This window comes from Pseudomonas sp. C1C7 (assembly GCF_013359595.1).
Classification (GTDB): Bacteria; Pseudomonadota; Gammaproteobacteria; order Pseudomonadales; family Pseudomonadaceae; genus Aquipseudomonas.
The window spans coordinates 291,119-305,233 of sequence record NZ_JABFMP010000002.1 but is presented as its reverse complement, the minus strand read 5'-3'; the positions used below and the strand labels follow the sequence as shown (position 1 = coordinate 305,233).

At 61.3% G+C, this 14,115-nt stretch carries 12 protein-coding genes; 11 read left to right on the top strand and 1 reads right to left on the bottom strand.

Annotation, left to right across the window (positions count from 1 at the left end; all coding sequences use genetic code 11):
- The first annotated feature begins 73 nt into the window (after window positions 1-73).
- The 11 genes from aroQ to HNO86_RS02910 all read left to right on the top strand — a co-directional run bounded on the left by aroQ (window position 74) and on the right by HNO86_RS02910 (window position 13,181).
- On the top strand, window positions 74-526 hold the full coding sequence (gene aroQ, locus HNO86_RS02960) for a type II 3-dehydroquinate dehydratase (RefSeq protein WP_175375534.1): 453 nt from the start codon (window positions 74-76) through the stop codon (window positions 524-526).
- Window positions 527-574: 48 nt separating this feature from the next.
- A complete protein-coding gene (gene accB / locus HNO86_RS02955; RefSeq protein ID WP_175375533.1) occupies window positions 575-1,039 on the top strand; it encodes an acetyl-CoA carboxylase biotin carboxyl carrier protein in 465 nt (154 codons plus the stop codon).
- 17 nt (window positions 1,040-1,056) lie between these two features.
- The gene (gene accC, locus HNO86_RS02950) at window positions 1,057-2,415 is read left to right on the top strand and encodes an acetyl-CoA carboxylase biotin carboxylase subunit (RefSeq protein ID WP_175375532.1); all 1,359 of its coding nucleotides are present in this window, start codon (window positions 1,057-1,059) and stop codon (window positions 2,413-2,415) included.
- 365 nt (window positions 2,416-2,780) lie between these two features.
- Entirely contained in the window at window positions 2,781-3,659 is an 879-nt protein-coding gene (gene prmA / locus HNO86_RS02945; RefSeq protein ID WP_175375531.1) for a 50S ribosomal protein L11 methyltransferase, read from the top strand.
- A 30-nt stretch (window positions 3,660-3,689) separates the two neighbouring features.
- Window positions 3,690-4,976 carry a DUF3426 domain-containing protein gene (locus HNO86_RS02940; RefSeq protein ID WP_175375530.1) on the top strand — a complete coding sequence of 429 codons (1,287 nt, stop codon included), beginning with the start codon at window positions 3,690-3,692 and terminating at the stop codon, window positions 4,974-4,976.
- Between the two features lie 185 nt (window positions 4,977-5,161).
- Window positions 5,162-6,172, top strand: coding sequence for a tRNA dihydrouridine synthase DusB (gene dusB / locus HNO86_RS02935; RefSeq protein WP_175375529.1), 1,011 nt, complete (start codon window positions 5,162-5,164; stop codon window positions 6,170-6,172).
- Window positions 6,169-6,489 (top strand): DNA-binding transcriptional regulator Fis, encoded by a 321-nt coding sequence (gene fis / locus HNO86_RS02930; RefSeq protein ID WP_046819701.1) that lies wholly within the window; start codon window positions 6,169-6,171, stop codon window positions 6,487-6,489. The genes dusB and fis overlap by 4 nt, the downstream gene beginning before the upstream one ends.
- 81 nt (window positions 6,490-6,570) lie before the next feature.
- The gene (gene purH, locus HNO86_RS02925; protein WP_175375528.1) at window positions 6,571-8,178 is read left to right on the top strand and encodes a bifunctional phosphoribosylaminoimidazolecarboxamide formyltransferase/IMP cyclohydrolase; all 1,608 of its coding nucleotides are present in this window, start codon (window positions 6,571-6,573) and stop codon (window positions 8,176-8,178) included.
- Window positions 8,179-8,347: 169 nt separating this feature from the next.
- Window positions 8,348-9,643, top strand: a complete 1,296-nt coding sequence (gene purD, locus HNO86_RS02920; RefSeq protein ID WP_175375527.1) for a phosphoribosylamine--glycine ligase — start codon at window positions 8,348-8,350, stop codon at window positions 9,641-9,643.
- A 99-nt stretch (window positions 9,644-9,742) separates the two neighbouring features.
- Window positions 9,743-12,520, top strand: a complete 2,778-nt coding sequence (locus HNO86_RS02915) for a response regulator (protein WP_175375526.1) — start codon at window positions 9,743-9,745, stop codon at window positions 12,518-12,520.
- A gap of 64 nt (window positions 12,521-12,584) precedes the next feature.
- On the top strand, window positions 12,585-13,181 hold the full coding sequence (locus tag HNO86_RS02910; protein WP_175375525.1) for a MarC family protein: 597 nt from the start codon (window positions 12,585-12,587) through the stop codon (window positions 13,179-13,181).
- Window positions 13,182-13,287: 106 nt separating this feature from the next.
- On the opposite strand, the gene HNO86_RS02905 is transcribed toward HNO86_RS02910, so the two are convergent.
- Entirely contained in the window at window positions 13,288-14,103 is an 816-nt protein-coding gene (locus HNO86_RS02905; RefSeq protein WP_175375524.1) for a hypothetical protein, read from the bottom strand.
- Window positions 14,104-14,115 lie beyond the last annotated feature (12 nt).

Below are 14,115 nucleotides of genomic sequence, written 5' to 3'. Positions count from 1 at the left end.
GGACAGTCACAAAGGCTTTGCGGCATAGTCGCCGGGTTCTGACAATTGCTCACCGACAACATGGGAACAACCGATGGCGACGCTACTGGTTCTGCACGGACCCAACCTGAACATGCTCGGCACCCGTGAACCGGGCACCTACGGCGCCACGACACTGGCGCAGATCAACCAGGACCTGGAGCGCCGCGCCCGAGAAGCCGGCCACCATCTGATGCACCTGCAGAGCAACGCCGAATATGAATTGATCGACCGTATCCATGCCGCTCGCGGCGAAGGTGTCGACTTCATTCTGATCAACCCGGCAGCTTTTACACATACAAGTGTCGCATTACGTGACGCGCTGCTGGCGGTGAGCATCCCATTCATCGAAGTGCATTTGTCCAACGTGCACAAACGCGAACCTTTCCGCCATCACTCTTACTTCTCCGACGTAGCGGTGGGAGTGATCTGCGGCCTTGGCGCCAGCGGTTATCGGCTGGCCCTGGAGGCCGCGCTAGAACAGCTTCAAATACAGGCAACAGCTTGACCAACAAGCGGTAAACGCCCCTGACCGACCCTTGGGAGTTGATGATTCATGGATATCCGTAAAGTTAAGAAACTGATCGAATTGCTGGAAGAGTCCGGCATCGACGAGCTCGAGATCAAGGAAGGCGAAGAGTCCGTACGCATCAGCCGTAACAGCAAGGCTCCAGCCCAGCAGTACTACGCACCGGCTCCAATGGCAGCACCTGCTGCCGCGCCTGTCGCTGCCGCCGCTCCGGCTGCCGCTGCCGCCCCTGCTGCCGCCGCAGCACCGGCACTGAACGGCACCGTTGCCCGTTCGCCGATGGTAGGTACCTTCTATCGCAAATCCTCGCCAACCTCGCCAGCCTTCGTTGAAGTCGGCCAGACCGTGAAGAAAGGCGACACCCTGTGCATCGTCGAAGCCATGAAGATGATGAACCACATCGAAGCTGAAACCAGCGGCGTGATCGAATCGATCCTCGTTGAAGACGGCCAGCCGGTTGAGTTCGACCAACCGCTGTTCACCATCGTTTGAACCGCGGAGAGCCTTTGATGACTGCGAAGTTGGAAAAAGTTCTGATCGCTAACCGCGGTGAGATCGCCCTGCGGATTCTGCGTGCCTGCAAAGAGATGGGCATCAAGACCGTCGCCGTTTACTCCAAGGCCGACAAAGAGCTGATGCACCTGGGCCTGGCAGACGAATCCGTCTGCATCGGTCCGGCTTCTGCCGCGCAATCCTACCTGCACATCCCGGCCATCATCGCCGCAGCCGAAGTGACCGGCGCCACCGCCATTCACCCAGGCTACGGTTTCCTCGCGGAAAACGCCGACTTCGCCGAACAGGTCGAGAACTCCGGCTTCGCCTTCATCGGCCCGAAAGCCGAAACCATCCGCCTGATGGGCGACAAGGTTTCGGCCAAGCACGCGATGATCGAAGCGGGCGTACCGACCGTTCCAGGTTCCGACGGCCCGCTGCCGGAAGACGAAGAAACCGCTCTGCGCATCGGCCGTGAAGTCGGCTACCCAGTGATCATCAAGGCCGCCGGTGGCGGTGGTGGTCGCGGCATGCGCGTGGTGCACAAGGAAGAAGACCTGATCGCCTCGGCGAAACTGACCCGCTCCGAAGCGGGCGCAGCGTTCGGCAACCCGATGGTCTATCTGGAAAAATTCCTGACCAACCCGCGCCACGTGGAAGTTCAGGTTCTGTCCGACGGCCAGGGCAACGCCATTCACCTGGGCGACCGTGACTGCTCGCTGCAGCGTCGTCACCAGAAAGTTCTCGAAGAAGCGCCGGCACCGGGCATCGACGAGAAGGCTCGCCAGGAAGTCTTCGCCCGCTGCGTCCAGGCGTGCATCGACATCGGTTACCGTGGCGCAGGCACTTTCGAGTTCCTGTACGAGAACGGTCGCTTCTACTTCATCGAGATGAACACTCGTGTCCAGGTAGAGCATCCGGTTTCGGAAATGGTCACCGGCATCGACATCGTCAAGGAGATGCTGAGCATCGCCGCCGGCAACAAGCTGTCGTTCACCCAGGATGACGTAGTCATCCGCGGTCACGCGCTGGAATGCCGGATCAACGCCGAAGACCCGAAAACCTTCATGCCGAGCCCGGGCACGGTCAAGCACTTCCACGCTCCAGGCGGCAACGGCGTTCGCGTCGACTCGCACCTGTACAGTGGTTATGCCGTTCCGCCGAACTACGATTCGTTGATCGGCAAGCTGATCACCTACGGCGCAACCCGTGACGAAGCCATGGCGCGCATGCGCAATGCGCTGGACGAAATCGTGGTCGACGGGATCAAGACCAACATCCCGCTGCACCGCGACCTCACCCGCGACGAAGGCTTCTGCAAAGGGGGCGTGAACATTCACTACCTCGAGCACAAGCTGGCTGGCGAGAAGCACTAAGCTTCGACCGGCACACGACAAAGCCGCCTTCGGGCGGCTTTGTTGTTTCTGGAGGTTTCGCCGGCCGCTCCCCGGACTTTTATGACCGGCGGCGGCCTGCGCAACCCAACAGTCGATTGCAACGCTATCGTTTGGCGGAAAAGGGCCATCTTTGGCTCAAACTCAACGATGCTGGCAATCAGCACTAAGATCAAAAGATCGCAGCCTTCGGCAGCTCCTGCATAACTACACTCTGTAGGAGCTGCCGAAGGCTGCGATCTTTTCGCTCGGCACCCCACAGTCGTCTTCTGTCTCGCGCTCGCGTAAACTTGCGCGTTTCTCGCGGCCCGCCAGGCTGCCATCAATATTTTTCAAAGGTGCCCGCCATGCCTTGGCTGCAAGTCCGTCTCGCCATCAGCCCAGAACAAGCCGAAACCTACGAAGACGCTTTCCTTGAAGTGGGCGCCGTGTCGGTGACCTTCATGGACGCCGAGGATCAGCCGATCTTCGAGCCGGAACTCAACACCACCCCGCTCTGGTCACACACGCACCTGCTGGCCCTGTTCGAGGGCGGCACCGAGGCCGCTCCGGTACTCGCTCATCTGGAATTGTTGACCGGCAGCCCGCTGCCCGAGCATCACAGCGAAGTGATCGAAGACCAGGACTGGGAACGTAGCTGGATGGACAATTTCCAACCGATGCGTTTCGGCCAGCGCCTGTGGATCGTGCCGAGCTGGCACGCCGCGCCCGAGCCTGATGCGGTGAATCTGCTTCTGGATCCAGGCCTGGCGTTCGGCACCGGCACTCACCCGACCACCGCCCTGTGCCTGGAATGGCTCGACGGCCAGGACCTCAAGGGCTGCGACGTCCTCGATTTCGGCTGCGGCTCGGGCATTCTCGCGATCGCCGCCCTATTGCTCGGCGCCAAGCAAGCCGTGGGCACCGACATTGACGTGCAGGCGCTGGAGGCTTCCCGCGACAACGCCGGGCGCAACAACATCGCCGAAGAGCTGTTCCCGTTGTATCTGCCGCAAGACATGCCGCAGGTTCAGGCCGACGTGCTGGTGGCGAATATTCTTGCCGGTCCTCTGGTGTCGCTGGCGCCGCAACTGTCCGGCCTGGTCAAATCCGGAGGCCGTCTGGCCCTGTCGGGCATCCTCGCCGAGCAGGGTGACGAGGTCGCCGCGGCCTACGCCAAGGACTTCGACCTGGACCCGATCGCCAATCGCGATGGCTGGGTGCGCATTACAGGCCGTCGGCGCTAGAATGAGCGCCTGCACAGACCGGATCGCCGCATGACCGACAGCTTCGTCACCCAGTGCCCGCATTGCCAAACCAGCTTTCGCGTCAGCCATGCTCAGTTGAGCGTGGCTCGCGGTGTCGTTCGCTGCGGATCCTGTTTGCAGGTATTCAACGCCGCCAAGCAACTGCTTGAGCAGGCTGGCAAGGAGCCGGTCGCCCCGGTCACGTCGCCCGTCACCACGGCATCCGCCGCCGAAGCCCCGGCCCCCGCCGAGCCTCGGGCGATCAGTCAAAAGCAGTGGACGGCGACCGAGCTGGACCTGGACAGCCTCGATCTCGACCAGGAACTCGCCCGGCTCGAACAGCGGGAAATCCAGCCGACCACCGAGTTCGGCCGGCACCGCGAAGACAGCCTCAGCGCCCGTCGCGACAGCGTCGAAACCGACGAAGAGCCCTGGGCTTCCGACAGTCTGTTCAGCGAACCCGCAGCAGACCGCGCACAAGCGATCAGCGATCGTGATGAGCTCGATACGCTCGACGTGCTCGACACCCCGGTGACAGCAGAACCGGAAATCGAGCCGGACAAATACACTCGCACCGAACCCTCGCTGTCGCTGGAGCCCGTGGAGCTGGACGACGAACCCCAGCCGCCGCAACTTCGCCTGCATGATCCACTGGACACCCCACAGCATCACGAACGCCTGACGGCAACGGCAGTCGATGAAGCCGAGGACGACCTGCCCTCCATCGAACCCCAGCGCAAGCGACGCGAACGCGCCGAGCCGGGTGTTCGTGCCGAGGTCCTGCAGGACCTGACCGACGATCCGCTGCAACTGGACTGGCAGAAACGCCGCTCCCCCTGGGGCCGTCGTTTCTTCTGGCTGGTGCTGATCCTGCTCGGTGCCGGCGCACTGGTCGGCCAGTACGTCGCTTACCACTTCGACGAACTGGCGCGCCAGGACCAGTACCGTCCCTGGTTCCAGCAACTGTGCCCGCAAATCGGTTGCACCGTGCCATCGAAGGTCGACATCGCGAAAATCAAGAGCAGCAACCTCGTGGTGCGCAGCCATCCGGACTTCAGCGGCGCCCTGGTGGTCGACGCGATCATCTACAACCGCGCGCCCTTCTCGCAGCCGTTCCCGTTGCTGGAACTGCGTTTTGCCGACCTCAACGGCCATCTGATCGCCAGCCGTCGTTTCAAGCCCGGCGAGTACCTCAACGGTGACCTCGAAGGCATGGTGGAAATGCCACCACAAACCCCGATCCACATCGCGCTGGACATCCTCGACCCCGGCTCCAAGGCGGTCAACTACAGCCTGAGCTTCCACTCCCCCGAGTGAAACGATTAATCGCTGCCGTCCTGGCGACGGCATCCTGACGCGCCCTGCCTGGACCAAACCGCTGGTAATAACAAAATAACTGTTCAGATTTTGTTCAATTCAGCCTTTATCCGGTCATCGAGAGCGGGTATCATGCCAACCCTTTTTCGAACTCTCATGATCCGGCCCCACAACAGGGAAGTCCTATGTCGGCGGTACGCATCGGTCCATACACATTAAACAACAGCCTGATTCTCGCCCCGATGGCGGGCGTCACTGACCAGCCCTTTCGTCAGCTGTGCAAACGATTGGGCGCCGGGCTAGTAGTCTCGGAAATGGTCACCAGCGACATGAGTCTATGGAACACCCGCAAGTCGCGGATGCGCATGATCCACGAAGGTGATCCCGAGCCGCGCTCGGTACAGATCGCCGGTGGCGACGCGCAGATGCTGGCGGATGCCGCTCGAGCCAACGTCGAGCTGGGCGCGCAGATTATTGATATCAACATGGGCTGCCCGGCAAAGAAGGTCTGCAACAAGGCCGCCGGCTCTGCCCTGCTGAAGGATGAAGCACTGGTAACCGAGATCCTGCAGGCCGTCGTGGCTGCGGTCGATGTGCCGGTTACCCTGAAGATCCGTACCGGCTGGGACCGGGACAACAAGAATGGCCTGACGGTGGCGAAGATCGCCGAGCAGGCAGGCATCACGGCGCTGGCGGTCCATGGCCGCACCCGGGCCGACCTGTACACCGGTGAAGCCGAGTACGACACCATCGCCGCGATCAAGCAGGCGGTGTCGATGCCGGTCTTCGCCAATGGCGATATCGATTCGCCGGAAAAAGCCCGGTACGTGCTCGACGCGACCGGTGCCGATGGCCTGTTGATTGGCCGGGCCGCCCAGGGGCGGCCATGGATTTTTCGCGAGATCGACCATTTCCTGCGCACCGGCGAGAAGCTCCCGGCGCTGGAGTTGGTCGAGGTGGAACGCATTCTGCTAGAGCATCTGGCTGCGCTGCACGCTTTCTACGGAGACGTGATGGGCGTACGCATTGCTCGAAAGCATGTGGGCTGGTATCTCGCAACCCTGCCGGGCGCCAGGGAGTTTCGCGCCCACTTCAATCGTTTGGAAGATACGGAAGCACAATGCGCCAACGTTCAGGCCTTCTTCGCCGAACGTTACAAGAGCCTGACAGGGGACGGAGAGGGGGTGGCCGCATGACGATGATGACCGAGACTTTAGTGAGTGGAACTGCACCCGTGAGCGACAACGTGAATTTGAAACAGCACCTCAATACCCCGAGCGAAGAAGGTCAGACCCTTCGCGGGAGTGTCGAGAAAGCGCTGCACAATTATTTCGCCCACCTTGAGGGCGCTGCCGTCACGGACGTGTACAACCTGGTGCTCTCCGAAGTCGAGGCTCCCCTGCTCGAATGCGTGATGAACTACGTCAAGGGCAACCAGACCAAGGCCAGCGAGATGCTCGGACTCAACCGCGGCACGCTGCGCAAGAAACTCAAGCAGTACGATTTGCTGTAAGCGTTCAATCAAACCAGAAAGGCGCCCGCGTAAAACCGGTCGCCTTTTTTGCTGACTCCCTTGCTTTTGATGGAAATTGAGATGACCGACCAGACTACCCGCCTGCCGATCCGCCGCGCCTTGATCAGCGTTTCCGACAAGACCGGGATCCTCGAATTCGCCAAGGAGCTTGAAGCCCTGGGCGTCGAGATCCTCTCCACCGGCGGAACGTTCAAGCTGTTGCAGGACAACGGTGTCGCCGCAGTTGAAGTCGCCGATTACACCGGCTTTGCCGAAATGATGGACGGTCGGGTGAAAACCCTGCACCCGAAAATCCACGGCGGGATCCTCGGTCGTCGCGGTACCGACGACGCCATCATGAACGAGCACGGCATCAAGCCGATCGACCTGGTAGCGGTCAACCTGTACCCGTTCGAAGCCACCATCAGCAAGCCGGGCTGCGACCTGCCGACCGCCATCGAGAACATCGACATCGGCGGCCCGACCATGGTCCGTTCCGCAGCCAAGAACCACAAAGACGTGGCCATCGTGGTTAACGCCAGCGACTACGCCAACGTCCTGGAAAATCTCAAGGCCGGTGGCCTGACCTACGCTCAGCGTTTCGACCTGATGCTCAAGGCGTTCGAACACACCGCCGCCTACGACGGCATGATCGCCAACTACATGGGCACCGTGAACCAGGCCGCTGAAACCCTGTCGACCTCCGGCCGCAGCGAATTCCCGCGCACCTTCAACACCCAGTTCATCAAGGCCCAGGAAATGCGCTACGGCGAGAACCCGCACCAGAGCGCGGCGTTCTACGTTGAAGCAAAACCTGCCGAAGTGGGCATCGCCACCGCGACCCAACTGCAAGGCAAGGAACTGTCGTACAACAACGTGGCCGACACCGACGCCGCGCTGGAATGCGTGAAGAGCTTCGTCAAGCCGGCCTGCGTGATCGTCAAGCACGCCAACCCGTGCGGCGTGGCCGTAAGCCCGGATGCCGAAGGCGGTATCCGCAAGGCCTACGACCTGGCCTACGCCACCGACACCGAATCGGCTTTCGGCGGCATCATCGCCTTCAACCGCGAGCTGGACGCTGAAACCGCCAAGGCCATCGTCGAGCGTCAGTTCGTCGAAGTGATCATCGCCCCGAGCGTCAGCGAAGAAGCCCGCGCCATCGTCGCAGCCAAAGCCAACGTGCGCCTGCTGGCGTGCGGCGAGTGGTCTGCCGACCGCGCCGCTGCCTGGGACTACAAGCGCGTCAACGGTGGCCTGCTGGTGCAGAGCCGCGATATCGGCATGATCGGCGCCGATGACCTGAAAGTGGTGACCAAGCGTGCACCGACCGAGCAGGAAATCCACGACCTGATCTTCGCCTGGAAAGTCGCCAAGTACGTCAAGTCCAACGCCATCGTCTACGCCAAGAACCGCCAGACCATCGGTGTCGGCGCCGGCCAGATGAGCCGCGTGAACTCCGCGCGTATCGCCGCGATCAAGGCCGAGCACGCCGGTTTGCAGGTACAGGGCGCCGTCATGGCCTCCGACGCGTTCTTCCCGTTCCGCGACGGCATCGACAACGCGGCCAAGGCCGGTATCACCGCGGTGATCCAGCCAGGTGGCTCGATGCGTGACAACGAAGTGATCGCTGCGGCCGACGAAGCCGGCATCGCGATGGTCTTTACTGGCATGCGCCACTTCCGGCATTGAGAAGCAGCCGTAAGCTTCAAGCTGCAAGCTGCAAGAAAGAGCAGACAGGTGCTGCTGTTTCTTGCGGGTGCAGCCTAATTAATTTAAAGCCATAAGCTGCAATCAAGTTCCGTGCGTACCCGCTCTGACTTGCAGCTTGTAGCTTGCAGCTTCTCCGAAGGAGTCTCTTTTGAATATTTTGATCATTGGCAGCGGTGGCCGTGAACACGCCCTGGCCTGGAAAGTGGCTCAGGATCCCCGCGTGCAGAAGGTGTTCGTGGCGCCGGGCAACGCCGGCACCGCCATTGAAGCCAAGTGCGAAAACGTCGCGATCGACGTGCTGGCCCTGGAGCAACTGGCCGATTTCGCCGAGAAGAACGTTTCCCTGACCATCGTCGGCCCTGAAGTGCCACTGGTCGCCGGCGTCGTCGACCTGTTCCGCTCCCGCGGTCTGGACTGCTTCGGTCCAACCGCCGGCGCTGCCCAGCTGGAAGGTTCGAAAGCCTTCACCAAGGATTTCCTCGCCCGTCACAAGATTCCGACCGCCGACTACCAGAACTTCACCGAGATCGAGCCGGCCCTGGCTTACCTGCGTGAAAAAGGCGCCCCGATCGTGATCAAGGCCGATGGCCTGGCCGCCGGTAAAGGCGTGATCGTCGCCATGACCCTGGCCGAAGCCGAAGACGCCGTGCGCGACATGCTCGCCGGCAATGCCTTCGGCGACGCCGGTTCGCGCGTAGTGATCGAAGAGTTCCTGGACGGCGAAGAAGCCAGCTTCATCGTCATGGTCGACGGCAAGAATGTCCTGCCGATGGCCACCAGCCAGGACCACAAGCGCGTCGGCGACGGCGACACCGGCCCGAACACCGGCGGCATGGGTGCCTACTCCCCCGCCCCGGTCGTGACCAGCGAAGTGCACCAGCGTGTCATGGATCAGGTGATCTGGCCGACCGTTCGCGGCATGGCCGAGGAAGGGAACGTCTACACTGGCTTCCTGTACGCCGGCCTGATGATCGACAAGGCTGGCAATCCGAAAGTCATCGAGTTCAACTGCCGTTTCGGCGACCCTGAGACCCAGCCGGTCATGCTGCGTCTGCAGTCGAGCCTGGTATTGCTGGTCGAGGCGGCGCTGGCACAGGCACTGGACAAGGTCGAGGCACAATGGGATCCACGTCCGAGCGTCGGTATCGTCCTGGCGGCCGGCGGCTATCCTGGTGACTACGCCAAGGGCGCGGCCATCAAGGGCCTGGACGCGGCGGCCGCACTGGAAGGCAAAGTCTTCCACGCCGGCACCGCGCTCAAGGATGGTCAGGTAGTAACGGCCGGCGGCCGGGTGCTGTGCGCCACCGCCATGGGTGCCAGCGTCGATGCCGCTCAACAGCAGGCATACAAGCTGGCGGCCAGCATTGATTGGGAAGGCTGTTTCTATCGCAAGGACATTGGCTACCGTGCCATTGCCCGAGAGCGTGGCGAAAATCAGGAATAAGCTGTTCATTCGGTCGGGCAAGGGCATCGCGCCCTTGCCTGACTATTCCGGCGCCGCGCATAGTTATATTCTGGCATCAACCTACGAAGGGATTTCGCCGTGCGCTGGCTCAGGATTGCCATAGGTTTAACCGTCACTCTGCTGACCCTGCTCTGCATGTTCCCGGCCCAGGCCGGTCAAGGCAGTGCGCTGGCGATATTGTTCGACGAACAGGGCGACCTGCAGTTGAGCGATGTGCGCTCCGCCCGCTACACCAATCAATTCAGTCCCATCGACCTCGAACGCGTCACCGCGGCCGAGCCCGGTGGTGCGCTCTGGCTGCGCTTTCGTCTTGCACCGGGTCCTCATGAGCAGGTGCTGAAAGTCTTCGCACCCGACCTGCTGCAACTCAATTTGTACGTGCTGGACGGCGACAAGCTGATCGAGCAGTCCAACACCGGCAACAAACAACCCCGGGCCGACCGGCCACTGCCCAGCAGCGATTTCATGCTGCCGTTGCCGCAAGTCAACAAACCTCTCGACGTGTATCTGCGCCTGGTCTCCGAACACCAGCTGCGCCCTTATGTGTCCCTGGAACCGGCGGTCCTGGCCGCTGCCAGTCAGGGCCAGTCTCTGATCTATGGCCTGTTGCTGGGCTGCATCGGCATGCTGATGCTGTACAACCTCATCCGCTACGCCTACACCCGCTCGCGCAGCAGTGCGTGGCTGGCGGCGTGTGAAGCGTTGCTGATGCTCAGCACGGTCCTGCTGCTGAACCTGGCGGGCGGCGTGCTGCCCGACTGGCAGGCCCTGCAAACCCCCGGCGCTTATCTGGCCTTGCTGCTGACCGCGCCCTGCGGCCTGATGTTTGCCTATTGCTTCTATTCCCCGCTCGGCCCGCATCCGCTGAACAAACTGCTGCTGGGTGAAATTCTGCTGATCACGGTCTGTGGTCTGTTGCTGCTGTTCGTCAACACGCTGCCGCTGAACCTCATCACCTACGGCCTGGTCGCCCTCGCCGGCCTGACGATGCTCTTCGTCAGCGCCCATCACTGGCAGAAAGGCTACCGCCCGGCCCGACTGTTCGTGGCGGCCATGGTGGTCTTCAACCTCGGCACGCTGATCATTCTGCCCGCCCTGCTCGGGCTGACCCTGACCGAACCCCATGGCCTGATCAGTACGCTGCTGGGGTTCATCTGCATCAGCGGGTTGCTGATGAGCATTGCCTTGAGCGAACGTCAGCGCCGCATCGTCGAAGACCGTTTCAGCGTCAGCCGCGATCTGGCGGCCAGCAACGCCGAAATGAACGCCAAGGCCGAATTCCTGGCCAAGATCAGCCACGAAATCCGCACCCCGATGAATGGCGTGCTGGGCATGACCGAGCTGTTGCTGGGCACTCCGCTGTCGGTCAAGCAGCGCGACTATGTCCAGACCATCCACAGCGCCGGCAACGAGCTGCTCACGCTGATCAACGAAATCCTCGACATCTCCAAGCTCGAATCCGGGCAGATCGAACTCGACGATGTGCAGTTCGATCTCAACGCGCTGATCGAAGACTGCCTGAGCATCTTCCGCGCCAAGGCCGAACAGCAGAACGTCGAACTGATCAGCTTCATCCAGCCCCAGGTGCCACGGGTCATCAGCGGTGACCCGACACGCCTGCGCCAGACCCTGTTGAGCCTGCTTGAAAACGCCCTGAAGAAAACCGATGAAGGCGAAGTGCTGATCGTCGTGGCGCTGGACGAGCTGGGCGCCAAACCTCGCCTGCGCATCGCCGTGCAGGACAGCGGGGAACCGATGGAAGCCGATGAGCGCGAGGCGTTGATGCATGCGGAACTGCACAGCAAGAACTTCCTTTCGGCCAATCGCCTGAGCGGCAACCTGGGACTGGTCATCGCCCGCCAACTGATTCGCCTGATGCACGGCGAGTTCGGCATCAAGAGCGGCACCAACCAGGGCAGCACCCTGTGGCTGACCCTGCCCCTGGATCCCGATCGCCTCGAACACCCGACCTCCGACCTCGATGGCCCGCTGCAAGGCGCACGGGTATTGGTGGTGGACGACAACGACACCTGCCGCAAGGTGCTGGTCCAGCAATGCAGCGCCTGGGGGCTGAACGTCAGCGCCGTGCCGTCCGGCAAGGAAGCACTGGCCCTGCTGCGCACCAAGGCGCATTTGCGCGATTACTTCGACGTGGTCCTGCTTGACCAGAACATGCCCGGCATGACCGGCATGCAACTGGCCGCCAAGATCAAGGAAGACCCGAGCCTGAACCACGACATCCTGTTGATCATGCTCACCGGCATCAGCAACGCGCCGAGCAAGATCATCGCGCGCAACTCGGGGATCAAACGCATCCTGGCCAAACCGGTGGCCGGCTACACCCTCAAGACCACCCTGGCCGACGAACTGAACCAGCGCAACAAAGGCCACGTGACCATCGCCCAGGCGCCGTCCGGGCAGGTGATGCCGATCAAGGTGCCGAGTGATTTCCGTATTCTGGTGGCCGAAGACAACAGTATCTCGACCAAGGTGATTCGCGGCATGCTGGGCAAGCTCAATCTGCAACCGGACACAGCCAGCAATGGTGAGGAAGCGCTGCAGGCCATGAAGGCCCAGCGTTATGACCTGGTGCTGATGGACTGCGAAATGCCGATCCTCGACGGTTTCTCGGCGACCCAGCAACTGCGCGCCTGGGAAGTGGGTAACCAGCGGACTCGCACCCCGGTGGTCGCACTGACGGCACATATCCTGGCCGAGCATAAGGAGCGCGCGCGCCAGGCCGGCATGGACGGGCACATGGCCAAGCCGGTGGAGCTCTCGCAACTGCGCGAATTGATCGAACACTGGGTTGCCCAGCGAGATCTGCAGAGCCGCACCGCGACGCCAACGTCCTGAGCCGACAGACCTCGAAACGCCTGATAGACTCCGTCTCGACGTCCCTCGCCAGTGAGCCTGCACCATGCTTCACGAGTTGTTCAGTGTTTACCTGAAGATGCTGGTGCTCTATAGCCCGTTCTTCGTGCTGTCCTGTTTCATCACCCTGACCCGTGGTTACTCACGCAAGGAACAACATCGCCTGGCCTGGAAAGTGGCCATCGCGACGCTGGTCTCCAGTGTCCTGCTGTATTTGTTCGGGCGGATGATTTTCAGCGTCTTCGGCATCACGGTGGATGCCTTCCGCATCGGCGCCGGCAGCGTGCTGTTCATCTCGGCGCTGGGCATGGCCCAGGGCAAGTCGGCGGTGCAGGCCGACAACGTGCAGCAGGACGTGACCATTGTCCCGCTGACCATCCCCCTGACGGTCGGCCCCGGCACCATCGGTGCCTTGCTGGTGATGGGCGTGAGCCAGCCGCATTGGGACGACAAGCTCATCGCGATTGTGAGTATTGCACTGGCCAGTTTCACGGTCGGCGTGGTGCTGTATCTGTCCAACCGGATCGAACGCATTCTGGGCGATCAGGGGTTGCAGATTGTCAGCCGGTTGATGGGGTTGTTCGTGTGTGCGCTGGCGGCGCAGATTATTTTCACCGGGGTCAAAGGCTACCTCGTTCCCTGAACGAGATGATCCTGCAGGAGCGAGGCTTGCCCGCGAAGGCGTCCTTGAAGGCGCCAAAAGCTTCGCGGGCAAGCCTCGCTCCTACATTAGGATTAGGGGGATGGGGTTATTTACGGCGGGCGAAACGCTTGACCAGGACTTCCTTGCGATGCACGCCAAGGTACTCTTCGATTTCGGTCTTTATTTCCGCATACCGGGCGGGATTGAAGGTGATGAACGACGAGCCTTGGAAAATATCCAGGGAAGACGTCTTCCAGTCAACGAACAACACGCCTCCATCATTGCTCCCCCCCTGATGATCAATGGCCGCAATCGCGATCAGAATAATTCCATTGCTCATCTGCTCGACGGGTATCGTTGACATCCGAACGCCTTCCGCCTTGTTCGATTCGACGTTCAACAGGTTGATCGCATCAGGCTCTTTTTTCAGTGCGTCCAGAGTGGAGCTGGTGACCGCACTGAGTACAGCAGCACCCGGAACGGCCGCTTTTGCGGCTTCGACGGCAGCCTGAATAATATCGACCATGACATTATCCATTGTCACCTTGAGAGCACTGGCGCTGTACTTGGAATAGCCCTTGTCCGCCACAAAACAGCCAAGATCTTCCATGCACTTGGCGAAGGCGTGATACCAGGCCTTAGGGTCGGAGTTACCGGGTACTTCGTAGTGGGCTTCCATCTTCGACATGGTGATCAGGTTTTCAATGATCGCCATGTTCCCGACACTGATCTTGTCGCCGTAACCCACCAGGCTATTACCCAGAACCAGTGCATCCAGTTCCCTGGTCGGGCTGGTCGCTACCGCGGAAACCAGGGACCGGGCGCGGTTGCCGGCAGGTAACGCCGCCTTGCGTTTTGCAACGCACTCCCTGATGAAATCAACACTGTGCGAAACACTGACCGAGCTTTCAAAAACGTCCATGTATAAATTCCC

Coding starts and splice junctions, on each gene's coding strand:
- HNO86_RS02940 (WP_175375530.1), top strand. CDS start 3,690: ATGACCGACAGCTTCGTCACCCAGTGCCCGCATTGCCAAACCAGCTTT.
- fis (WP_046819701.1), top strand. CDS start 6,169: ATGACGATGATGACCGAGACTTTAGTGAGTGGAACTGCACCCGTGAGC.
- accB (WP_175375533.1), top strand. CDS start 575: ATGGATATCCGTAAAGTTAAGAAACTGATCGAATTGCTGGAAGAGTCC.
- purH (WP_175375528.1), top strand. CDS start 6,571: ATGACCGACCAGACTACCCGCCTGCCGATCCGCCGCGCCTTGATCAGC.
- prmA (WP_175375531.1), top strand. CDS start 2,781: ATGCCTTGGCTGCAAGTCCGTCTCGCCATCAGCCCAGAACAAGCCGAA.
- dusB (WP_175375529.1), top strand. CDS start 5,162: ATGTCGGCGGTACGCATCGGTCCATACACATTAAACAACAGCCTGATT.
- aroQ (WP_175375534.1), top strand. CDS start 74: ATGGCGACGCTACTGGTTCTGCACGGACCCAACCTGAACATGCTCGGC.
- HNO86_RS02910 (WP_175375525.1), top strand. CDS start 12,585: ATGCTTCACGAGTTGTTCAGTGTTTACCTGAAGATGCTGGTGCTCTAT.
- accC (WP_175375532.1), top strand. CDS start 1,057: ATGACTGCGAAGTTGGAAAAAGTTCTGATCGCTAACCGCGGTGAGATC.
- HNO86_RS02905 (WP_175375524.1), bottom strand. CDS start 14,103: ATGGACGTTTTTGAAAGCTCGGTCAGTGTTTCGCACAGTGTTGATTTC.